Annotated in this window: 23 protein-coding genes; 6 read left to right on the top strand and 17 right to left on the bottom strand. The window is 60.7% G+C overall.

Going from position 1 to position 20,248, the window contains the following annotated elements:
• Positions 1–5: 5 nt before the first annotated feature.
• Positions 6–1,025, bottom strand: coding sequence for a DUF2125 domain-containing protein (locus tag QO002_RS18710; RefSeq protein ID WP_307232395.1), 1,020 nt, complete (start codon positions 1,023–1,025; stop codon positions 6–8).
• 156 nt (positions 1,026–1,181) lie between these two features.
• Between QO002_RS18710 and QO002_RS18705 the strand changes: the two genes are divergently transcribed.
• The gene (locus tag QO002_RS18705; protein ID WP_307232393.1) at positions 1,182–1,709 is read left to right on the top strand and encodes a gamma-glutamylcyclotransferase; all 528 of its coding nucleotides are present in this window, start codon (positions 1,182–1,184) and stop codon (positions 1,707–1,709) included.
• A gap of 17 nt (positions 1,710–1,726) precedes the next feature.
• On the opposite strand, the gene QO002_RS18700 is transcribed toward QO002_RS18705, so the two are convergent.
• The 4 genes from QO002_RS18700 to ftsE form a co-directional block, all read right to left on the bottom strand.
• On the bottom strand, positions 1,727–2,521 hold the full coding sequence (locus QO002_RS18700; RefSeq protein WP_307232391.1) for a lysophospholipid acyltransferase family protein: 795 nt from the start codon (positions 2,519–2,521) through the stop codon (positions 1,727–1,729).
• A 108-nt stretch (positions 2,522–2,629) separates the two neighbouring features.
• Positions 2,630–3,328 carry a YdcF family protein gene (locus tag QO002_RS18695; protein ID WP_307233510.1) on the bottom strand — a complete coding sequence of 233 codons (699 nt, stop codon included), beginning with the start codon at positions 3,326–3,328 and terminating at the stop codon, positions 2,630–2,632.
• A gap of 90 nt (positions 3,329–3,418) precedes the next feature.
• Positions 3,419–4,429 carry a cell division protein FtsX gene (locus QO002_RS18690; RefSeq protein ID WP_307232389.1) on the bottom strand — a complete coding sequence of 337 codons (1,011 nt, stop codon included), beginning with the start codon at positions 4,427–4,429 and terminating at the stop codon, positions 3,419–3,421.
• Positions 4,422–5,081, bottom strand: a complete 660-nt coding sequence (ftsE, locus tag QO002_RS18685) for a cell division ATP-binding protein FtsE (RefSeq protein WP_307232387.1) — start codon at positions 5,079–5,081, stop codon at positions 4,422–4,424. Before ftsE ends, QO002_RS18690 begins: the two co-directional genes overlap by 8 nt.
• Before the next feature lie 189 nt (positions 5,082–5,270).
• Here ftsE and QO002_RS18680 point away from each other — a divergent pair, with 189 nt between their 5' ends.
• The 3 genes from QO002_RS18680 (at position 5,271) to QO002_RS18670 (ending at position 7,175) form a co-directional block, all read left to right on the top strand.
• Positions 5,271–6,023, top strand: a complete 753-nt coding sequence (locus QO002_RS18680) for a hypothetical protein (RefSeq protein WP_307232385.1) — start codon at positions 5,271–5,273, stop codon at positions 6,021–6,023.
• Positions 6,024–6,093: 70 nt separating this feature from the next.
• Entirely contained in the window at positions 6,094–6,639 is a 546-nt protein-coding gene (gene hpt / locus QO002_RS18675; RefSeq protein ID WP_307232383.1) for a hypoxanthine phosphoribosyltransferase, read from the top strand.
• Between the two features lie 173 nt (positions 6,640–6,812).
• The gene (locus QO002_RS18670; protein ID WP_307233509.1) at positions 6,813–7,175 is read left to right on the top strand and encodes a response regulator; all 363 of its coding nucleotides are present in this window, start codon (positions 6,813–6,815) and stop codon (positions 7,173–7,175) included.
• Between the two features lies 1 nt (position 7,176).
• Here the strand turns inward: QO002_RS18670 and QO002_RS18665 are convergent, their stop codons facing one another.
• The 4 genes from QO002_RS18665 to argH all read right to left on the bottom strand — a co-directional run bounded on the left by QO002_RS18665 (position 7,177) and on the right by argH (position 12,969).
• Positions 7,177–9,804 carry a TIGR02302 family protein gene (locus QO002_RS18665; protein WP_307232381.1) on the bottom strand — a complete coding sequence of 876 codons (2,628 nt, stop codon included), beginning with the start codon at positions 9,802–9,804 and terminating at the stop codon, positions 7,177–7,179.
• Between the two features lie 184 nt (positions 9,805–9,988).
• Positions 9,989–11,257: a diaminopimelate decarboxylase gene (lysA, locus tag QO002_RS18660; RefSeq protein ID WP_307232379.1), complete on the bottom strand. Its 1,269-nt coding sequence runs from the start codon at positions 11,255–11,257 to the stop codon at positions 9,989–9,991.
• Positions 11,258–11,286: 29 nt separating this feature from the next.
• A complete protein-coding gene (gene lptM, locus QO002_RS18655; RefSeq protein WP_307232377.1) occupies positions 11,287–11,478 on the bottom strand; it encodes an LPS translocon maturation chaperone LptM in 192 nt (63 codons plus the stop codon).
• 87 nt (positions 11,479–11,565) lie between these two features.
• Positions 11,566–12,969, bottom strand: a complete 1,404-nt coding sequence (gene argH, locus QO002_RS18650) for an argininosuccinate lyase (RefSeq protein WP_307232374.1) — start codon at positions 12,967–12,969, stop codon at positions 11,566–11,568.
• 44 nt (positions 12,970–13,013) lie between these two features.
• Between argH and tlpA the strand changes: the two genes are divergently transcribed.
• Both tlpA and QO002_RS18640 read left to right on the top strand, forming a co-directional pair.
• A complete protein-coding gene (gene tlpA / locus QO002_RS18645; protein ID WP_307232372.1) occupies positions 13,014–13,682 on the top strand; it encodes a thiol:disulfide interchange protein TlpA in 669 nt (222 codons plus the stop codon).
• Positions 13,682–13,930 (top strand): type II toxin-antitoxin system VapB family antitoxin, encoded by a 249-nt coding sequence (locus QO002_RS18640; RefSeq protein WP_307232370.1) that lies wholly within the window; start codon positions 13,682–13,684, stop codon positions 13,928–13,930. Before tlpA ends, QO002_RS18640 begins: the two co-directional genes overlap by 1 nt.
• Before the next feature lie 3 nt (positions 13,931–13,933).
• On the opposite strand, the gene QO002_RS18635 is transcribed toward QO002_RS18640, so the two are convergent.
• The 8 genes from QO002_RS18635 to QO002_RS18600 all read right to left on the bottom strand — a co-directional run bounded on the left by QO002_RS18635 (position 13,934) and on the right by QO002_RS18600 (position 20,223).
• Complete coding sequence (locus QO002_RS18635; protein WP_307232368.1) at positions 13,934–14,806, bottom strand: 3-hydroxybutyryl-CoA dehydrogenase; 873 nt, start codon at positions 14,804–14,806, stop codon at positions 13,934–13,936.
• 215 nt (positions 14,807–15,021) lie between these two features.
• Positions 15,022–15,945, bottom strand: coding sequence for an electron transfer flavoprotein subunit alpha/FixB family protein (locus QO002_RS18630; protein WP_307232366.1), 924 nt, complete (start codon positions 15,943–15,945; stop codon positions 15,022–15,024).
• 25 nt (positions 15,946–15,970) lie between these two features.
• On the bottom strand, positions 15,971–16,717 hold the full coding sequence (locus tag QO002_RS18625; protein WP_307232364.1) for an electron transfer flavoprotein subunit beta/FixA family protein: 747 nt from the start codon (positions 16,715–16,717) through the stop codon (positions 15,971–15,973).
• 290 nt (positions 16,718–17,007) lie between these two features.
• Positions 17,008–17,799, bottom strand: a complete 792-nt coding sequence (locus QO002_RS18620) for a rhomboid family intramembrane serine protease (protein ID WP_307232362.1) — start codon at positions 17,797–17,799, stop codon at positions 17,008–17,010.
• Between the two features lie 55 nt (positions 17,800–17,854).
• Complete coding sequence (locus tag QO002_RS18615) at positions 17,855–18,385, bottom strand: XRE family transcriptional regulator (protein ID WP_307232360.1); 531 nt, start codon at positions 18,383–18,385, stop codon at positions 17,855–17,857.
• Between the two features lie 189 nt (positions 18,386–18,574).
• A complete protein-coding gene (locus QO002_RS18610) occupies positions 18,575–19,153 on the bottom strand; it encodes a cob(I)yrinic acid a,c-diamide adenosyltransferase (RefSeq protein ID WP_307232358.1) in 579 nt (192 codons plus the stop codon).
• A gap of 13 nt (positions 19,154–19,166) precedes the next feature.
• Positions 19,167–19,370, bottom strand: coding sequence for a twin transmembrane helix small protein (locus QO002_RS18605; RefSeq protein ID WP_307232356.1), 204 nt, complete (start codon positions 19,368–19,370; stop codon positions 19,167–19,169).
• A 16-nt stretch (positions 19,371–19,386) separates the two neighbouring features.
• Positions 19,387–20,223 (bottom strand): SDR family oxidoreductase, encoded by an 837-nt coding sequence (locus tag QO002_RS18600; protein ID WP_307232354.1) that lies wholly within the window; start codon positions 20,221–20,223, stop codon positions 19,387–19,389.
• Positions 20,224–20,248: the final 25 nt, after the last annotated feature.

Genomic DNA, 20,248 nt, shown 5'->3' with positions numbered 1-20,248 from the left:
AGGGCTTATAGAACCGGCAGTTCTCCGAGCGGGAAGAAGGCGAGCCAGGCATTGCCGTCGCGCACGTCGATCTTGACTGTCGCCTCGTCGCCGCCGTCGTTGAGCGCACGCAGCATATTGGCGGTGTTGTTGATATTGGTTACCGATTTTTCATCGGGGAAGGCCTTGACCAGAAGGGGGCGAAGGTTGGCGATCTCCTTGATCGTCACCTTGAACTCCCCGGAAATCAGTCCCTTGTCATCGATGCTGAAAGGGCCGGACGCCGTGCCCACCATCCCGCCTCCGAAATCCAGGGTCAGATTGCGCAGTTCTCCCTTTGATCCCCGCAGGAAATGCGGGTTGACCGGCTTCATCTCCACGAGATCGGCCCGGTCAAACAAGGTCAGATCGACCGCTGCTGCCGTTGGCGGCAGCAGGCTTGGATCGTCATCAACGCGGACATCGAGCGCTTCCACATTCGCAGCCACGTCGAGATCCGGGCCATTGCGGCGCAGATGGGTTTCACCGTGGGAAGCGGCCAGATCGAGCCTGTCTCCGGTCAGCGGCAGCATCGCGGTTGCCTTCATCTGATCATAGGTCGCGGAAAAGCGGTTTACGCCGGAAAAACCGGCATTCACGCTGGCATGCAGCAGAGACCAGTCCGCCGATACAGTCAGCCCCGGCGAAATGCGAACCTCGGCCGGGCCATCCAGTTCGAGGATGGCATGTCCGGGCTGGTAAACCTGTGCCGCCGATCTGAGTTCCCCGAAGGAGGCAGAAGCGGCGAATGCGGTGTCGTCCAGCCGCACCTTGTCGCAGAAGACGCCGATGCGGAAGGGAAAGCCGCGGACATCCATGTCGCTGCATTCTGCAGAAAACCCGCCGGCCCTGGTCTGGTCGAAGAAGCGCTGCAGCCGGCTTTCGATCTGCTGTGCCGCGATGAACCAAGCGCCGCAATAGACAATCACCACAGCGACGACGGCAATCGTCAGGCGACGAAACTTTTTCGCTGTGCCCGAATCGCCGGCAAGGTCTGCTGCTGTCATGTCCGTCTCCGATAATCGACTCCTTCAGGGCCGGGACTGTCTTTCGCTCTGGGCGGTTTTGCCGACCGAAGGGCTCGAAACTGATTCCGATGAAGGGGAATATGCGTTAGGAAAAGTTCAGAATGATGGTCGGATCGCGCTGCGACGATATTGCTGATGGCATCGGATATGGACGATTTTTGGGTGTTTGGCTACGGTTCACTGATGTGGAATCCAGGCTTCCTGTTTGAAAGCAAGATCGCTGCCCGCACCTTCGGTTATCGACGCTCGCTCTGCGTGCGCTCCTTCGTTCATCGGGGTACGCCGGATAGGCCGGGGCTGGTGCTGGGCCTCGATCGTGGCGGTTCCTGCCGCGGGGTTGCATTCGAGGTTCATTCGGGACAGCGCGACGCGGTTCTCTCCTATCTGCGCGAGCGCGAACTGGTAACGCATGTCTATCTCGAACGGACCCTGCCGGTGACGCTGGCCGACGGACGCCGCGTACAGGCGCTCGCCTATGTGGTCGACCGCAATCATCACCAATACGCCGGCGGTCTTGCCACGGGTGATGCGGCCGATATCATTGCCGGTGCGCAGGGCAAATCAGGGCTGAACCGCGAGTATGTCGTCAATACGCTGGCCCATCTCAATGAGATGGCCATCCGCGATCCGTGGCTGGAAGAGGTGGCGGGATATTTGCGATAGGTTTTGGAGCTGCCGCCTCACCCCCGGCTGGTATCCCCCGTCAGTTCCCGATAGCGCTGCGCAGCCGTCGGTGGCAGCGGCAGGTGGGGATTGGCGCGGATTGTTTCCACCAGCAGTGCGTCGCTTGCCGCTTCCATCGTGGTCATCAGGGTCTGGTGGAAATGATCGGGATCGTCGCCCGGTGCGATCGCAGGCAGGATGCGAACCCTGAAGTGCCCGGGAAAGCGCAGGAACTTACGGCGCGGCCAGAACAGGCCGGGATGCATGACAACCGGCACGACCGGCACGCCGAGATCGCGGTAGAGGCGGGCGATGCCGTATTTATATTCCGGCGGAGCACCCGGCGGACGGCGGGTGCCTTCGGGGTAGATGATCAACTGGCGTCCCGTTGCCATTTCCAGGCGGGTGCGTTCCATCACGGCTGCCATCGCCTTGCCCCGCGCGGCCCGGTTGACCGGCACCATGCGCTGCTTGCGGACATACCAGCCGAACAGCGGGATCCACGTCAGTTCGCGCTTGAGGATGTAGAAGGGATCGGAAAGCCAGGGCAGAAGGGCGTAGACGTCCCAGAAGGACTGATGCTTCGGTGCGAAGATATAGCCGCCTTCCGGCAGGTTCTCCAGACCTTCGATCTCGAAGGTCGTCCCCACCATTTTTTCGAACAGCCAGTTGTTGCTGCGCGCCCAGTTCTTCGGCACGAACCACGACGTCTTTCGTGGAACGATGAAGTAGAAGGGTGTCATCACGACCATCTGCAGGATCAGATTTGCGTAGAACACGATGTTGAACAGGACCGAGCGCAGAATGATCATCGACAGGCTTTCGCAGGTAGCGGGCGGGGCATCGGCACAGCGCTGACGCAGGAATTCGTCAGGCTGCGTACACGATTATCAGGCGGAGGAAAACAGGGGGCCGGCGTTCTATTGGGTTACGATCGGGGTCGTGTTCTGGGTTGTGCGCAATCCGCTGGATGGATGGGCGCCGAGTGCCTCGCGGACCGAGGCTGCTGAAAATTTTGCGTATTCGAGCAGGATCGATTTCAGCACCATCGGATTTCGCAGCCAGTTGGTGCTCTTCAGATCCGAGTTCACCACCGGATAGGGAATGAACTCGATACCCGGATTGGCGCGGCGCAGTTCAAGAAGGCTGCGGGGCATATGGTAGTTGTTGGTGACCACCAGAATGCTCTGATAGCGATTGTCGCGGATCCAGTTGGCCGTCTCGTTGGCATTGCCGATCGTATCGATGGCGTCATGGCCGATATCGACGCAGCATTTGAACAGATCGGCCGAACTCTGGGTGTTGCGGCGGATCTGTCCGCCGGTCGTGGACGGGTGAACGCCTGAGATCAGCAGCCGCTTGCCGGCACCGGATTTCAGAAGGTCGACCGCCTGATCGATGCGCTGGAACCCGCCGGTCAGCACCACGATGGCATCCGCCCGGGGATTGGCGGGCGGTTGAAGCGAGGCAACCTGATCCGCAAAATAAAGAAATCCTGCAGCCGCGCAGCCGGCCACCAGCAGCAGGACATAAAACGTCGCGCGCACGACCCGGCGCCGCAGGCTGACGTGTCTGCGCACGAACGCTCGCTTCTGGTGCGTCGAGCCGTCTTCCGGCATGTCCTGTCCTGCGGGTTCCCCAGCCATCATGATTCGTCCATAGCGGCAGATTGCGGCAAGGAGTAGATGGATGGGGCCGTCATCATGGGGTCAATTCTGGTGCGTGTCTATCCGCGCCGGATCCGAGCGGATCTGATCGATCTCGTAGATCGTGCGCATGATGGTGAAACGGGCCGTCAGCGTCGTCAAAAGCGCAATCACGATCATGATCGCGGCGATGCCGACATAGCCCATATAACCGATGGTGAACGTGCCGAAGAGCGCGGTCGCCTGGTCGCTCTCCGGGGTTGCAAGCGACCTTGATTGCCAGAAGCCGGCTGCGGCGAAACAAAGGGCGGCGAGCAGGCCGCCGGCCCCGGCACCCTTCAGGCTGATCTTCAGAAAATGCTTCTGGAATTCGGAAGCCACGAAACTTGCTTCCGCGCCGACGAAATGCAGGACTTCGACAATATGACGGTTGCCGGACAGGGTGCCGCGGGTGGCAAAGACCACGGTCAGGACCATGGCCGAGAAGACAAGAACCAGGACACCGGTGCCAATCAGCGCGGTTGTCCGCGCCATGGCGACCAGCCGGTCGACCCAGGTACGGTGATCATCCAGATAGGCCTGCGGGATGGCTTTCGCGAGGGCGGAGCGCATGGCGGCAAAATCCGGCGGATTTTGCTCATCAATGGTAATGATCACAAGCCGCGGTACGGGTAGCTCGTCAAGGTCGAGCCCTTCGCCGAGCCAAGGCTCCAACAGTCGTGCGGTGGCTTCCTTATCCACGATGTTGCCTTCGGTGGTACCGTCGAAGGTCAGTGCCAGGTCGCGCGCATCCGCGAGAGCCTTCTCCATATCCAGGTTTTCGTCCGGTTTGATCTGGATGGTGATCTCGCGTGAAATCTGGCTTTGCCAGCTTTGCGCGGTCGCGTGCACCATGCTGACGGCGCCGAGTGTCAGGCAGGCGAGAAACGCCATGATGGCGATGACCAGCATCAGCGCATTGCCGGAAACATTCGTCGAGGGCACGATCGGCGCGGTCGCGCGCACCTTCAACGGTGCTCTTCGAGGCTGAGCTCCTGTTGGCTCCGCCTTGCTGGCGATGGGGGCTTCACTCATAAATGTCGAGCCGCCCCTCAGAGAGGATCATGCGCCGCGCCTCGACCTGATCCATCAGCGAGAGATCGTGCGTTGCGATGACGACGGCGGTGCCGAGCCGGTTGAGCTCGAGGAAGAGATTAAGCAGTCTGCGGGCCATCGGCGGATCGACATTGCCGGTCGGCTCGTCTGCAAGCAGGATTTCCGGCCGGTCTATCAGCGCGCGGGCGATGGCGGCGCGCTGTTTTTCTCCCCCGGAAAGAACCGGCGGCAGGACATTGATGCGCTCGCCGAGGCCGACCCAGCCGAGCAGTTCGAGAACGTCGGCGCGGTAGGATGATTCGTCCTTGCCGCGCACGCGCAGTGGAAGCGCCACATTTTCGTAGGTCGTCAGATGGTCGAGGAGCTGAAAATCCTGGAAGACGATGCCGACACGCCGCCGCAGCATCGGAAATTCGTCACGCGGGATGGCGGATATGTTGCGATCGAACATGCGAATCAGTCCGCGCGTAGGCTTCAGCGACAGAAACAGCAGGCGCAGCAGCGTTGTCTTGCCGGCCCCCGAAGGTCCCGTCAGAAACTGAAACGACTTTCGCGGAATGTCGAAGGTCAGGTCTCGGAGGATTTCCGGGCCCATGCCGTAGCGCAATCCAACGTTCTCAAAATGAATCAACGGGGCAGTCCAGCTCTCGTCATGCGTTTGCCGCCTCCCGCGGTCGATTGAAACGTTCTTCCGGTCACCGCGGGGGCCGGTCCAACATGGTTAAACACCGGTTAATTTTCCATGAAAACGTGCCGGATTATGGGCAGTCTTTTCGAAGCATTAACCATTTAGGTTTACGTGTCGGAAAGATTTGTTTCAATGCCGGATTCTGGCCTGTGGTCGTCCGGCATTCCGGAGCGGTTCTGGACCGCGAAAGGAGAGGCGATGCAGGCTTTCCGCTTTCAGGAAGAGCAGGGCGCCCGGCGCATGGATTTCCTGCCGCCCGAACACGCGGCGCGAACGCAGGCCAAGCCTGTCGCCCGGCGCGCCGATATCGTCGATGTCGAGTTCGAAACCGTAGGTTTTCCCAGCCGCCGTCCCTCCCATCCGATCTTCAACAACAATCGCGGCGCGTCCGCCAGCCGGCCTGCGGAAAAGCACCCTTCGGATGAAATGGGCGTCGGGTCGCTGCTGATTGCGATACTCGCGGAAGCCATGGCGCATGTCGAACGCCTGCTTCGTCTGGCTTCGCCCGGTGCCTTTGTTGCCCTGGTGGCCGGGCTCTGCGCCGTGGTTTTCCTTGTCGTCGGCTTCATCGGTGGGTCGGCAGGGGCAACGCCAGGGCTTGTTATTTCCGACGTGACGACGCGGATCGGCGATGCCAACGGCATGAAGGTGATTTCGGTCTACGGTGTTGTCGAAAACCGGACGAACGAACTGCAAAGCGTGCCGGTGATCCAGATTGACGTGGATACCGAAGGCAGACGCAAGACGGCGGCCCGCGTCCTTTCCGGTGCAACGATGCTGGCGCCTGGCGAAAGTCGCCCCTTTGCGGCCCGCGTTCCGCACGTCGGGGGAAAACTGCCTGACGTGCAGGTTTCATTCAGCAAGCCGGATGCATCCGCACGCTGACTGTGCTAAGCGGCTATGCTTGCGGGGGCGTCCGAGGCTGTCTCCATTTTTGTTTTCGGAGAATATCCTTATGCCCGTCGTTCGTGGAAAAAATATCGAGCCGCTTTATAGCGCTGACGTCATCGCCAAGCGAAACCAGGAAATGGCGAATGAAATCGTCATGGGCAAGACAGATGATCTGCTGGTTATCTCCGTGCTCAAGGGCTCCTTCATCTTTGCCGCCGACCTGATCCGGGCGATGCATGCGGCAGGTCTTGCCCCGGAAGTGGAGTTCATCACCCTTTCCAGCTATGGCACCGGGACCGTTTCCCAGGGCGTGAAAATCATCAAGGATATCGATAGCGACGTGCATGGCCGCGATGTCCTTCTCATTGATGATATTCTCGAATCCGGCCGCACGCTGCGCTTTGCCAAGGAGTTGATGTACGAGCGCGGCGCCAAGTCGGTGTCGCTCGCCGTGCTGCTCGACAAGAAGGTGAAACGCCAGATCGACCTTGAGGCCGATTATGTCGGTTTCGAATGCCCCGACTATTTCGTCGTCGGCTATGGCATGGACGTCGCCTACGCGTTTCGCGAGCTTCCCTTCGTCGGCATTGTGACCGGCGACGCGGAGTGATCCGTTTCGGCACGATCACCGTGTGATCTCGCTCTGGCCCGTTTACGGAAAGCAAAGAAAAATCTGATGGTTTAGTGGGGGCGGCCAGAAGCCGCTCCGTTGCTGCGGTGATTCGATCCCGGAGATGACTTCCGCAACCCGTGCAGCGGCCAATCTGAACCATGGAGGCCATGATGGCGAAAATCCTGATTACCGAAGATGAGGATAGTCTGCGCCGCTTCGTGGCGCGTGCCCTGCAGCTGGATGGGCACGAGACGGTCGAGGCGGCCGACGGTGCCGAAGGGCTTGCGCTTCTGAAGAAAGACGAAAGCTTCGATCTCCTGCTGTCCGATATCCGAATGCCGGTCATGGACGGGATCGAGCTCGCCCTGCAGGCGTCCGCCACATTTCCTTCGCTGAAGATCCTGCTCATGACAGGCTATGCAGAGCAGCGCGAGCGCGCCGACAATCTCTCCGGCAAGGTGCTCGACGTCGTATCCAAGCCTTTCACATTACCCGATATCCGCAAGGCTGTGGCGCTGGCGCTGGTGGCGTAGTTCACCGAATATCCAGCAACCGCTCCAGATACTGCTTCTCCATTTCGGGAGAGGCGTTGGTGCCAAGGCGGCGGCGGATTTCCTCGAGGATTTCCCGCGCCCGCTGCGTGTCGATCTCGTCCGGGACTTTCACCTGATCGCCGAAATCCGGGCCGGCGTTCTGCTGCCTGCGGCCCAGCGGATCGCGGCCATTCTGCCCATATTGCGGGATGCCCTGTCCTTGTCCCGGACCTTGGCCCTGTCCCTGCATCTGGTTCATCATATCCTGCGCGCCGTCGCGTAGCGCCTGCAACGCCCGTCCCTGGTTGCCGACAGCCTTTTCGCCCTGACCTTCGCCGAGCGCGCCGGATGCGCCTTTCATCTCGCGCCCGGCTTCGCCAAAGCCCTTGCCGGGCTTGATACCCATGCCTTCAAGGCCCTTCTGAAGGTCGCCGAGTTGCTTGGACAGCGCCTCCTGCCGGCTCTTCATGTCCTTGAGGGCCTGTTTGAGCTGTTCCTCGGTCATCTGGTCGAGCGGGCTCTGTTCGCCGGCATTCTGGTCCTGCTGCTGCCCCGGCGGCAGTGGCATGTCCTGATCGAACAGTTCCTGATCCTCCCCGTCGAGCGGATCGCCGCGCTGCATGCGATCTCGAAGGGCTTGGTCATAACGGAAGGTTTCATCCATCAGACGCTGCTGGTCCTGCATCAACTGGCCGAGCTTATCCATCTGCTTGCGCATTTCGCTGTTGTCCTGGCCCTGCTGCATCTGCTGCTGCGAGCGGCCGGCCTGCAGGTTGTTCATCATCCGCTGCATTTCAGACAGCATCTGGCGGGCCTGATCCTTGGCGCCGGATTTGGCGAGGTTTTCGATCTGGTCCATCATCTTCTGCAGATCGCGCTGATCGACGACGTTGTTCTGATTGGGGTTGGCGGCCATGCGCGGGTTCTTGGCGGCCTGCTTTGCCAGCGCCTCCATGTATTCCTGCATGGCTTGGCGCAGTTCCTGCATCAGCTTGGCGATTTCTTCGTCCGATGCATTGCGCTCAAGCGCGTCGGAAAGCTTCTGCTGTGCGTCGCGCAGCTTGCGGTCGGCGAGGGCCAGATCGCCGTCCTCGATGCCAAGCGCGATTTCCCACAAATGATCGGCGGCACCCCTGAGCATGTCGTCGTCGCGGGCCAGTTCCATCCGGGCGCGCGCCGATTTCAGCAGCAGGAAGTGGGTGAGCTTGGGGATCGTCTCTTCAGCCAATGCCGTGATCGCGTCATTAAGGTCGATTGCGCGGGGCAGGGCGTTTGCATCAAGCGAGAACACCTGTCGCTCTTCAGCAACGGCGCCCGCCAGCGGCTCGAAGAACTGCCGCGCCGGCAGGATCATGTCCTGGGGTACGCTGCGGCCTTCCTGACCGGCTGCGTCCCGTGCGACGAGCGTGACGCGTACGCGTTTGCCGGAGAGCGGATGTTCCGAAAGGTTGCGGCTGGTCAGCCCCTTTGCCCCGCGCGCATTGCGCTTGGGCAGATCCAGCCGGTATTCGGGCAGGGGATAGAGCGGACGCGCATTCGGGGACGCTTCGTCAAGTGGCTTGATCTCGGCCCAGGCATCCTGAAGGCCGTAATCGTCCCTGGCAGCGAAAGCAATTTCCAGGGCTGCATTCACGGTCGTCTTCGGAATGCCGTCAAAGGCAATTTCGGGAACGCCGTCCGGAATAACGGTGAAGGTCCATTTCTGGCCACCGACGGAAAGCTCGCCGTCGCGGCTGATCTTGTAGAGATGGGTCTGGCTGCCGGGCAATACCGGTTTTGCGGCCGGCTGCTGAGCGGAGGCAATGGCACCAGCCGGCAGCGGATCCCGCGGGCCTCCTGCGCCTGCCTTGGCGACCTCCTGTTCCTGCAAGGGTATGGAAACGGCCTCGGCAGTCCCTTTTTCGCGGAACGTCACGGGCATGGTCTCGTCGCTCACAACGCGCACCGTCACTTCGCTGAACTGCGGAATGTTCAGCACCTCTGCTGGCGTGGTTTCACGACCTGTCAGGAATATCGGTGCCTTGCCGGTATAGGCAGGCGGCGTCACCCAGGCGTCGATGCGCACATCCGATTGAATGACCGGCGCCTGCGGCAGGCGAAACGCGTCCGCAAGACTGCCGGCCCTGTTCGAGAAGGAAAAGGCAAAGGCGACGCAGGCGAGCAAGACGGGAATAGCCCTGAGGGCATAGCTGTCAAAACGGGCAATATCCGGGCGAGGAAGGCCCGTCTGCAATGCATCGATCATGCGGGCCATGCGCAGCTGGTGTTCCTGCCACAGCGCAAGCCCGAAAGCGCCATCCGTTGCCGGGGTATCCGCCTGAACGCTGATGGCCTGATGCGGCAGCGCGTTGCGATCCTCCAGGAACCGATCGGTTTGATTGGTATCCGGCATGCGCAGTCGCACCAATGGGGCGAGGAGAACGAGAAACACCAGCACGCTGATGGCAAGGAGGCCGGCGTGCAGCCAGAAGGGCATAATGCGGAAAAGCCCGAACCAGGCGGCAGAAGCCAGCAGCAGGAGCAGGGCAATCGGCGGCAGCAGCCGAGGTATGGCGCCCTCGGCCAAGATTACGAAGCGGGCCAAAGCGCGCTTGAAGCTCAGTGTCCTGGCAAGCTCGCCGGTCTGCATCTTTGGTTTTTCCTCGGTCGGTCGCCGCTGCGGCCCTTGCGCCATCCGGTCACGTTCCCTCGTTTCCCTTACGGGTTGTCACCTGTGGGAACGAAGATAACATTGTTTGTGGCGAAGACGAGGGCGATCCTGAAAACGTGATGGGATTGCGCAGCAATGTGAGCCTTGTTCCACTAGGCGCCGTTCAGTCAAGCCAGTCCGGGATGCGGTCGAGGCCGATGAGATCCTCATAGGTGCCGCGGGGGCGAATCACATGGAAGCGATTACCCTTGACCAGCACTTCCGGCACCAGAAGGCGGGAATTGTAGGTGCCGGCCTGTACCGCGCCATAGGCACCGGCCGTGCCGACGGCGATCAGGTCGCCGGGTTTCGGCATCGCCATCTCGCGATCGAGCGCCAGATAGTCGCCGGTCTCGCAGACCGGACCAACGATATCGGCGGTGATGCGCGGTGCATTGGCCGCGGAAATCCTCACCGGGCGGATCTCGTGATAGGCCTCGTACAGCGTCGGGCGGATGAGGTCGTTCATCGCGCCATCGACGATGACGAAGGTCTTCGAGCCGCCGTCCTTCACATAGATCACCTCGGTCACGAGGATACCGGCATTGCCGACGATCAGCCGGCCGGGTTCGGTGACGATCTTGCAGGCGAGGTCGCGCAGCTGGTTCTTGACGATTTCGGCATAGGCGTCCGGCAGGGGCGGCGGATTGTTGTCTTCCTTGTAGGGGACACCCAGACCGCCGCCGACATCGACATGATCGATCGCATGGCCATCGGCGCGCAGCGTATCGACCAGCTCGCGCAGCACCTTGAAGGCATCCTCGAAGGGCTGCAGCGCGGTGATCTGACTGCCGATATGCATGTCGATCCCGGTGACCTTGATACCGGCCAAGGTGGCCGCATGGGCATAGACGGCGCGGGCGCGCTCATAGCCGATACCGAACTTATTTTCCTTTTTGCCGGTCGAGATCTTGGCGTGGGTCTTGGCGTCCACGTCGGGATTAATGCGGAAGGAGACATGCGCCTTTTTGCCGAGACGAATGGCACGCAGGTTCAGGATTTCCAGTTCCGGTTCGGATTCGACGTTGAAGCAGTAGATGCCGGCCTCGAGCGCCAGATCCATTTCCTGCACGGTCTTGCCGACGCCGGAAAACATGATGCGGTTTGCCGGAACGCCGGCGGCCAAGGCGCGGCGCAGTTCGCCGCCGGACACGACATCGACGCCGGCGCCGAGCCGGGCGAGCGTCTTCAGCACCGCCTGGTTCGAATTCGCCTTCATCGCATAGCAGACGAGGGCATCGACATCCTCGAAGGCTTTGGCGAAGACGTTATAATGGCGCTCAAGCGTCGCCGTGGAGTAGCAGTAGAACGGGGTACCGACGGCCTTGGCGATGTCGATGACGGACACGTCTTCGGCAAAAAGAATGCCGTCGCGATATTCGAAGTGGTTCACGGTTTTGCTCTTAGGCTCGGAAAAGGGGCTCAAAGAAGAGGGTCGAGAAGGAAGGGTCGTTCAGGAGCCTCGGGTTTTTTCTCGGTCGTGCCGGGAGCGGCTTTCCTGTTGATCGTGGTTGCGCCCGGCCGGTCGAGATCGCCCTTGCGACCGCAACCCGAGAGCACGATGCCGGCAGCGGCGATGGCAAGGAGGAAATAGGTCGTCTTACGCGAAAGCATGTCGTTTTCCCGGTGCCGGCGCCTGCCGGATCAATCTGAAAAAGCATTATCGATTTTTGAGGATGTTGTGCACCCTCTTTGTTGATCTCAATTCCGGCTACGCCACCAGGCGATCTGCTTTTTTACTTCGCTTGGCGCGGTACCGCCGAAGGAGGTCCGGCTTGCCACTGATGCCTCGACCGTCAACACGCTAAACACCTTGTCGGTGATATCAGGATGAATAGCCTGCAGGTCGGCGAGGGAAAGCTCAGCCAGCTCACAGCCCTTCTCCTCCGCCAGTGCCACGGCACGGCCGGTGACATGGTGAGCATCGCGGAAGGGCAGGCCCGCCTCGCGCACCAGCCAGTCGGCAAGATCCGTGGCGGTCGAGAAACCCGAGCCCGCCGCGGCCTTCATCCTGTCGGTGCGGATGGTCAGGTCTCTGACCATGCCGGTCATGGCGGCAATCGCCAGCTCCAGGCTTTCTGCACTGTCGAAGACCTGTTCCTTGTCTTCCTGCATGTCCTTGGAATAGGCGAGCGGCAGGCCCTTCATCACAGTCAGGAGCGCGATCAGAGAACCGTTGATGCGGCCGGTCTTGGCGCGCACCAGCTCGGCCGCATCCGGGTTCTTCTTCTGCGGCATGATCGACGAGCCGGTCGAGAAAGCGTCGGAAAGACGCACGAAACCGAACTGCGGCGTCGACCAGATGACAATTTCTTCAGCCAGCCGCGACAGGTGCACGGCGCAGATGGAGGCGATGGAGAGGAATTCCAGCGCGAAATCGCGGTCGGAAACGGTGTCGATCGAGTTGCGGGTCGGCTCGCGGAAACCGAGCGCCTTCGCCGTCATGTGACGATCGATCGGAAAGCCGGTGCCGGCAAGGGCTGCAGCCCCGATGGGGCTTTCGTCCAGATGCTCGATGGCGTGGCGCACCCGCTGCCGGTCGCGGCCGAACATCTCGACATAGGCCATGCAATGGTGGCCAAAGGTCACCGGCTGCGCCGTCTGCAGATGGGTAAAGCCGGGCATCACGGTCTCGGCATGTTCTTCCGCACGATCAAGGAAGGCCGCGATCAATGCGGTCAGCATGGTCTCGGTCTTCGCAAGCTCTTCCTTCACCCAGAGGCGGAAGTCGAGCGCCACCTGGTCGTTACGCGAGCGGGCGGTGTGCAGGCGGCCGGCGGCCGGGCCGATCAGGGTCGCAAGCCTTGCCTCGATGTTCATGTGTATGTCTTCGAGGCGGCGGGAAAACTCAAACTTTCCGCTCTCGATCTCTGACAGGATCGTGTCGAGGCCGTGAAGGATCTTGTCTTTATCTTCGGCCGAAATGATGCCTTGATGCGCGAGCATCGTCGCATGCGCCTTTGAGCCGCGGATATCCTGCGCGAAAAGCTTCTTGTCGAAGCCGATCGAGGCATTTATCTCCTCCATGATCGCATCCGGACCCGAAGCGAAACGTCCGCCCCACATCTGGTTGGAGGATTTGCTTTCGGATGTGCCGTCGCCCATGAAGTATGCCCGCCCTGAAATGACCCGTTGCCTTGGAAATTGACATGACAGACCAGAAGAAGAGCCTTCCCGCCGCCAAGATCGTGGCGCTCGCCGCCCTTGCGGGGCTGATCGCCGGTGCGGCGGTGGTATACGTGAAGGAAAGCGGGTCTGGCAATGGCGCAGGCGCCAAAACTGCTGACGCGGCAGGCTGCCCGACGGCCGCTGGAAAGGGCGCCGCGATCACGCCGTTCCTGAAGGGACAGGTTGCCGCCATGTCGCCGGTTCCCGAACCACGCCCCCTTCCAGGCCTCAGCTTCAACGGGGCAGATGGCAAGGACCTGACGCTCGCCGATTTCACCGGCAAGACCGTGCTTCTCAATCTCTGGGCCACATGGTGCGTGCCCTGCCGCGAGGAGATGCCGGCGCTGAACGCCCTGCAAAAGGCGGCCGGCAGCGACCGCTTTGAGGTGATCGCCGTCAACATCGATACCGGCGGTGACGAAAAACCCAGGGCCTTCCTCGACGAGACCGGCGTGCACGACCTCGGCTTCTACCGTGATGCCTCGATGGGCGTCTTCAACACCCTGAAAAAGGAAGGCCTCGCCTTCGGCCTGCCGGTCACGCTCCTGATGGACGACAAGGGCTGCCTCATCTCTTCGATGAACGGTCCGGCCGCCTGGGATAGCGACGATGCGAAGGCGCTGATCAAGGCCGCTACGGGCGGGGTGTGATGAGGCTCCAAATCGGAAGCGCCCACGCCCGTAGTCTTGCGGCGCAACTCGCAAGTAAGCGAGGCGTGACGATGACAGCCGTGGTCATTCAACCATTGGAAGGGGAGTTGCGCCGGGAATACCAAAAGACAAGCCTCCCGGATCGCATAGCGCTTACCGCCAACGATCTCGCACGACTGGCTGGGCCTCACGGCCGGCCTCTCGATAAGGAAGAGATCGATAGTCTTTGGTTCGGTTCTGAGGCCTGACGCTTACCGCGTCGGAACGGGCGTCTCGCCGCGATAATCGTAGAATCCGCGGCCGGACTTGCGGCCGAGCCAGCCGGCTTCGACATATTTCACAAGCAGCGGGCAGGGGCGGTATTTCGAGTCTGCCAGCCCGTCATGCAGCACCTGCATGATCGAGAGACAGGTATCGAGACCGATGAAATCGGCGAGCTGCAGCGGTCCCATCGGATGGTTGGCGCCGAGCTTCATGGCGGTATCGATCGCGTCGACCGTACCGACGCCTTCATAAAGCGTGTAGATCGCCTCGTTGATCATCGGCAGCAGGATGCGGTTGACGATGAAGGCGGGGAAATCCTCGGCCACCGTGATTGTCTTGTCGAGCGAGGCGACGAAGGCCTTGGCGGTGGCGAAGGTGCCCTCCTCGGTGGCGATGCCGCGCACCAGTTCCACCAGCTTCATCACCGGAACCGGGTTCATGAAGTGGATGCCCATGAAGCGTTCGGGGCGGTCGGTCGCGGATGCAAGCCGCGTGATCGACAAGGAGGAGGTATTGGTTGCAAGAATGGCGTCCGCCTTCAGCACCGGGCAGATGACGCCGTAGATCTTGCGTTTGACGCTCTCGTCTTCCGTTGCGGCTTCGATGACGAGATCGGCAGGGGAGAGGTCGTTGACGTCGGACGAGCCCTTGATCAAGGCCAAAGCACTTTTGCGCTCTTCGTCGGAAAGCTTGCCGGCAGAAACCGCACGCGAGATGTTGCCGTTGATGGTAGCAAGTCCCTGTTCAACCCGGTCTGCGGAGATATCGTAGATCTGGACCTTGTAGCCGGCCGCAGCCGATACCTGGGCAATACCGCAGCCCATCTGTCCTGCACCTACAATTCCGATTGTCTTGATCATTGAGCCGGGTTTCCATCATTGCAACGGCCATGCGGGTCACAGGGCCGGGTCAAGCCGTGTGGTGGACTTGGTTCCGGGTGCCAGTGATAAAGCGATATGCCCGAAGTTTCCAGCCTTTTTCGTGCCTGTTCGCGCATCAGGCTTAATCAATAGGGTCAATAAAAAGGCGGCCGCACGAGGTCCGCGCGGCCGCCTTGGAAAGGGCGATTGCTGTCTTAGAGGGCCTTCTCAAGCTCCGGCAGGATGACGAAGAGATCGCCGACCAATCCGTAGTCAGCGACCTGGAAGATCGGGGCTTCCTCGTCCTTGTTGATGGCGACGATGACTTTACTGTCCTTCATGCCCGCCAGATGTTGGATCGCGCCGGAGATGCCGCAGGCGATGTAGAGCTGCGGGGCAACCACCTTGCCGGTCTGCCCGACTTGCCAGTCGTTCGGCGCATAGCCCGCATCGACGGCCGCGCGGGAGGCGCCAACAGCAGCACCGAGCTTGTCGGCAACCGGAAGGATCACTTCCTGGAACTTCTCCGACGAACCGAGTGCACGACCACCGGAGATGATGATCTTGGCAGAGGTCAGCTCCGGACGATCCGACGACGACAGCGCATCCTTGACGAAGGTCGACAGACCCGGATCGGCAGCCGCCGAGACGCTCTCGACCGAAGCCGAACCACCTTCCGCAGCCGAAGCGAAGGAGGCGGTGCGCACGGTGATCACTCGTTTGGCATCGGTGGACTGAACCGTCTGGATGGCGTTGCCGGCATAGATCGGCCGCTTGAAGGTATCGGCCGAGACAACCTCGGTGATCTCGGAGATCTGGGCGACATCGAGCAGGGCTGCGACGCGCGGCAGCACGTTCTTGCCGACCGAGGTGGCCGCCGAGAGGATCGTGTCGTAACTGCCGGACAGCGAGACGATCAGCGCTGCGAGCGGTTCCGCCAGATTGTTGGCAAGACCGGCATCGTCAGCAACGAGCACCTTCGCGACGCCCGCAAGCCTGGCGGCCTGTTCGGCGATTGCCCTGGGGCCGGCCACGAGGATGTGGACGTCGCCGCCAATCTGGGAAGCTGCCGTCAGCGCCTTGGCGGTCTGGTCGGACAGGTGGGTGGTGTCGTGGTCAGCCAGAAGAAGAATGGCCATGGTGATATCTCCTCAAATCTTCCGGTTACAGGACGCCAGCGGTCTTCAGGCTCGAAACGAGCTCGGCGACGGACTTCACCTTGACGCCGGCCTTGCGGCCTTCCGGCTCCTCGGTCTTCAGGACCTTCAGGCGTGCCGTCGTGTCGACACCGAAATCAGCCGGTGTCTTCTTGTCGAGCGGCTTCTTCTTGGCCTTCATGATGTTCGGCAACGACGCATAACGCGGCTCGTTCAGGCGCAGGTCGGTGGTGACCACGGCCGGCAGCTTGATGTCGATCGTCTGCAGGCCACCATCGACTTCGCGGGTCACGGTTGCCTTGCCATCGGATATCTCGACCTTCGAAGCGAAGGTGCCCTGAGCCCAGCCGAGCAGTGCCGACAGCATCTGGCCGGTCTGGTTACTATCGTCATCGATCGCCTGCTTGCCGACGATGATCAGGCCCGGCTGCTCAGCCTCGGCCACACCCTTGACGATCTTGGCCACAGTGAGCGGCTCGACCGCATCATCGGTCTCCACCAGGATGGCCCGGTCGGCACCCATGGCAAGCGCCGTGCGCAGCGTCTCTTCAGCCTTCGCCGGACCGACCGACACGACGACCACTTCATCCGCCTTGCCGGCTTCCTTCAGCCGCAAAGCCTCTTCGACCGAAATCTCGTCGAACGGGTTCATCGACATCTTCACATTGGCAAGCTCCACACCCGAACCATCCGGCTTCACACGGATCTTCACGTTGTAGTCGACGACACGTTTAACGGTGACCAAGATTTTCATGGGATCCTTCCTTCGAGACTTTTGCCGAGAAAATGCGCTTTAACGCAGCGCTCTGATTGTCGATTGGCGACATCGATACGCGTTTTTTCTCCAAATACAATCGCTGCCTTTCCCTCCGGGGGGTGATGATGCGACGCGACGTTGTATTACGTTTACGTGCAAGTCAATATTTTACAAATGAAAATCCGGGTTAAATCGGTTCATTCGGGACTTTCGATTTGAAGGAAAGCATCAACCCGTTGAAAAAGCGGAAGCCCACCGCGTTTCGCATTGTTTTCCACAGCGTCCCGTCAGGAGGGCCGTCCCCATGGCGTCGGGTTGCGGGAGGGAGGAGCCGTGACCTCACCGCCGGATGTGACGGGCGGGATTCTGGGTACTACCGCCTTCGGGGTGACGATTGTGCGGTCGAAAAGCGGGACATCGCGACGTCGCAAAACGACAACAAGCACCAGACCGGCGATGATCCCGCCGACATGCGCACCCCAGGAGACATTGCCGTGCGGGTCGATGGCCAGCATCACGAACTGCTGCAGGATCCACAAGGCAAGCGGAATGAAGGCTGGCAGCGGCAGGGGAATGCGGAAAAACACCAGAACCCAGACCCTGACTTTGGGATGCAGGAGGAAATAAGCGGCGACCACGCCGGAGATCGCCCCGGACGCACCGATCAGCGGCGCCTCCGAGGATGTTTCGACGAGCCCGTGGGTCAAGGCCCCGGCAGCGGCGCACAGAAGATAGAAGGCAAGAAAGCGCAGATGCCCCAGCGCATCCTCGACATTGTCTCCGAACACCCAGAGGAACAGCATGTTCGAAGCGAGATGCCAGAAGTCCGTGTGCAGGAAGGCATAGGTGATATAGGTCGCGCTCTCCGGAACCAGCACAAGGTTCGGCGCGAGATGGGCGTAGTCGAAGGCGAGAGCAGGGATGTAACCAAGCCCCAGCAGCGTCGCATTGGCGAAATTCTGCGAGGCAAGTGGCCCGGTGATCAGCCAGACGATGCAGTTGAGAGCGATCAGCCCGATCGTCACATACTGCACCTTGATGTGCTTCAGGGAGTTGGTGTCATGCAGGGGTATGAACATGGCGTTTCCCGAAAGCGGTGAATGTCAACAAAGGCGAGTCCTTCGCCTTGAAGCGTTAAGCGGCAGCAGGCCTGTGGGGCCGTTGAGTCTTCGTTGCCTTGCTAACCTTGACTGTCACGCGCCGGTCGAGGGCATTCAGGACGCGCACCAGCCGGTCGATCGTGAAACGACCCAGGTCAGCACTACGAATACGGGATAAATCCGCCGCTGTAACCGTCGCAAGCTTTTCACCTTCACGCAGAGTTAGCTTGCGGCGATCCAGCACGGCAATAATTTCTGCTGCGAGTTGGGCTTTCATGAGCTTCGTGTCGGCGTCCGGATCACCGAGGTCGGCATAAATGTTGCCGCTGCCATGAACGATAGCGAAATCATCATCGATCATCTCAACATCTCCTCTATCCGTTTTTAAACGCGATCTGATGAGCTCCACCTCTTTCTGAGGCGTCGCTATTCCCTTTGTCGATTTCTTTTGGAAAGCATGAACTACCCAAAGCTTATCGCCCAACTGCACTGCATAGAAGACCCGATAGGCATCGGTGCGATAGGGAAGGGCAATTTCCAGGACACCCGCTCCCAAGCCTTTCATGGGTTTCGCATATCGGCCTTTTGGCCCATGCTTGCGATAGCAAGAGCGTCTTTCATCCTGTCCTGGACGACTTGGGGAAACCCTCAAAATCTTTCAACGCTGCTCTGACCCACGCAATTTCTTTCATAGGTCTATGTTGTCACATACGACAACACATGAACAGGGTATTTATTTCCTGGCGCGCCGCCCCTACCGGTTCTTCCCCGGAACCCAAAGCACGTCCGAGACGCCCTTGTCGTTCGTCCAGCGGGCCGCGACGAAGAGGAAATCCGAGAGCCGGTTGGCGTAAGCGATGGCCTCGTTGCTGACGATCTCGCCGTCGATCCGGGCCAGCGCCACCATCAGGCGCTCCGCCCGCCGTGTGATGGTGCGGGCGAGATGCAACGCCGCTGCCGCAGGACTGCCGCCGGGCAGCACGAAGGAGCGAAGAGGCTGGAGATCGGCGTTCAGATGGTCGATCTCGGTTTCGATGCGGTGTACCTGGCTGGCAAGGATGCGCAGCGGTTCATAGGCCAGCGCCTCGCCGGTATCGGGCGTGGAAAGATCGGCGCCGAGATCGAAGAGATCGTTCTGGATGCGCATCAGCATCGCATCGAGATCGGCATTGTCGGCCGTATGCAGCCGCGCAAGTCCGATTGCGGAGTTGGCTTCGTCGATCGTGCCGTAGGCTTCGACCCGCAGATCGCTTTTCAGCCGGCGTGGCCCGGTGGCAAGCCCCGTCGTGCCATCATCGCCGGTCTTGGTGTAGATCTTGTTCAGCTTGACCATGCGGTCTTCATCCTTACGAGGGGCGACCGCCGCCGGTGATCCAGAGGGTGAGCATTATCAGCGCGATCGCAACCGCCTGCAACACGACGCGCGCCTGCATCAGCTTGTTGGAGGTGCTGCCGCTGCCGCCCTTGGCCATGTTGAACAGGCCGCGGATGAGAACGATGACCACGAGACCCATGACGAGCAGGGTCAATCCGGTGAGAAAACTGTGCATTGCCTTGCCTTTCCGATCAGCCGAGCCGGCCGATGATGCGATAGAACAGGCCCGCCGGCAGCAGCTTCTTCAGGAGCGCTCCCTGTTTGGCGGGCGTGGTGACGATGTAATGCGGCTTCGGCGCCTTGGCGGTCAAGGCATGCTTCAGCACGCTATAGACCGCATCGGGTTCGAGCTTGCCCTTTGCCGGCTTGCTCTCGCCTTTCAGCCGCTTCAATTGCCGCTCATATTCGACCGCATGGACCGAGCCCTTGAGATCGATGAACCGCTCGATCTGCGTGAGCGCGTTGGCGGTGAAGCGTGAGGTGATCGGGCCGGGCTCGATCAGGCTTATATGCACGCCGCTGCCGTCAAGCTCCATGAGCATGGTCAGCGACAGGCCTTCCAGCGCAAATTTCGAGGCATTATAAGCCCCGCGCCACTTATAGGGCACGATGCCGAGAATGGACGAGCATTGCACGATCCGCCCGTGGCCCTGCGCCCGCATCGCCGGAATGACGCGTCTTGTCAGGTCATGCCAGCCGATGACATTCGTTTCCAGCTGAAGCCGCAGGGCTTCCGTCGGAAGATCCTCCACCGCGCCGGCCTGGCCATAGGCGCCGTTGTTGAAAAGCGCGTCGAGCCTGCCGCCGGTGCGGGCAAAAACGTCCTCCACCAGAGAGGATATAGTGTCGCCCCTGGTATAATCCATGATGAAGGCTTCGATGCCTTCGGATCGCAGTGAGCCGAGGTCTTCTTCCCGGCGCACAGTTGCAAAGACGCGCCAGCCGTCCTTCAGCAGCGCCCGCGCGCACCATGCGCCAATGCCGGAGGAACATCCGGTCACGATGATACTGGGCCTGTTGTCTGCCATATGTTTGATGGTCCCGGTGGAAATT

It is taken from the genome of Pararhizobium capsulatum DSM 1112 (assembly GCF_030814475.1).
Taxonomy (GTDB): Bacteria; Pseudomonadota; Alphaproteobacteria; order Rhizobiales; family Rhizobiaceae; genus Pararhizobium; species Pararhizobium capsulatum.
The sequence above is the reverse complement of the archived record's forward strand: the minus strand, read 5'-3'. Positions and strand labels throughout refer to the sequence as shown.

What these genes read in the sequence shown, in the direction of transcription:
- QO002_RS18710 (WP_307232395.1), bottom strand. Translation starts at nt 1,025, where the DNA reads ATGACAGCAGCAGACCTTGCCGGCGATTCGGGCACAGCGAAAAAGTTT.
- QO002_RS18705 (WP_307232393.1), top strand. Translation starts at nt 1,182, where the DNA reads ATGGCATCGGATATGGACGATTTTTGGGTGTTTGGCTACGGTTCACTG.
- QO002_RS18700 (WP_307232391.1), bottom strand. Translation starts at nt 2,521, where the DNA reads ATGATCATTCTGCGCTCGGTCCTGTTCAACATCGTGTTCTACGCAAAT.
- QO002_RS18695 (WP_307233510.1), bottom strand. Translation starts at nt 3,328, where the DNA reads ATGCCGGAAGACGGCTCGACGCACCAGAAGCGAGCGTTCGTGCGCAGA.
- QO002_RS18690 (WP_307232389.1), bottom strand. Translation starts at nt 4,429, where the DNA reads ATGAGTGAAGCCCCCATCGCCAGCAAGGCGGAGCCAACAGGAGCTCAG.
- QO002_RS18680 (WP_307232385.1), top strand. Translation starts at nt 5,271, where the DNA reads ATGCCGGATTCTGGCCTGTGGTCGTCCGGCATTCCGGAGCGGTTCTGG.
- hpt (WP_307232383.1), top strand. Translation starts at nt 6,094, where the DNA reads ATGCCCGTCGTTCGTGGAAAAAATATCGAGCCGCTTTATAGCGCTGAC.
- QO002_RS18670 (WP_307233509.1), top strand. Translation starts at nt 6,813, where the DNA reads ATGGCGAAAATCCTGATTACCGAAGATGAGGATAGTCTGCGCCGCTTC.
- QO002_RS18665 (WP_307232381.1), bottom strand. Translation starts at nt 9,804, where the DNA reads ATGCAGACCGGCGAGCTTGCCAGGACACTGAGCTTCAAGCGCGCTTTG.
- lptM (WP_307232377.1), bottom strand. Translation starts at nt 11,478, where the DNA reads ATGCTTTCGCGTAAGACGACCTATTTCCTCCTTGCCATCGCCGCTGCC.
- argH (WP_307232374.1), bottom strand. Translation starts at nt 12,969, where the DNA reads ATGGGCGACGGCACATCCGAAAGCAAATCCTCCAACCAGATGTGGGGC.
- tlpA (WP_307232372.1), top strand. Translation starts at nt 13,014, where the DNA reads ATGACAGACCAGAAGAAGAGCCTTCCCGCCGCCAAGATCGTGGCGCTC.
- QO002_RS18640 (WP_307232370.1), top strand. Translation starts at nt 13,682, where the DNA reads ATGAGGCTCCAAATCGGAAGCGCCCACGCCCGTAGTCTTGCGGCGCAA.
- QO002_RS18635 (WP_307232368.1), bottom strand. Translation starts at nt 14,806, where the DNA reads ATGATCAAGACAATCGGAATTGTAGGTGCAGGACAGATGGGCTGCGGT.
- QO002_RS18630 (WP_307232366.1), bottom strand. Translation starts at nt 15,945, where the DNA reads ATGGCCATTCTTCTTCTGGCTGACCACGACACCACCCACCTGTCCGAC.
- QO002_RS18625 (WP_307232364.1), bottom strand. Translation starts at nt 16,717, where the DNA reads ATGAAAATCTTGGTCACCGTTAAACGTGTCGTCGACTACAACGTGAAG.
- QO002_RS18620 (WP_307232362.1), bottom strand. Translation starts at nt 17,799, where the DNA reads ATGTTCATACCCCTGCATGACACCAACTCCCTGAAGCACATCAAGGTG.
- QO002_RS18615 (WP_307232360.1), bottom strand. Translation starts at nt 18,385, where the DNA reads ATGAAAGGCTTGGGAGCGGGTGTCCTGGAAATTGCCCTTCCCTATCGC.
- QO002_RS18610 (WP_307232358.1), bottom strand. Translation starts at nt 19,153, where the DNA reads ATGGTCAAGCTGAACAAGATCTACACCAAGACCGGCGATGATGGCACG.
- QO002_RS18605 (WP_307232356.1), bottom strand. Translation starts at nt 19,370, where the DNA reads ATGCACAGTTTTCTCACCGGATTGACCCTGCTCGTCATGGGTCTCGTG.
- QO002_RS18600 (WP_307232354.1), bottom strand. Translation starts at nt 20,223, where the DNA reads ATGGCAGACAACAGGCCCAGTATCATCGTGACCGGATGTTCCTCCGGC.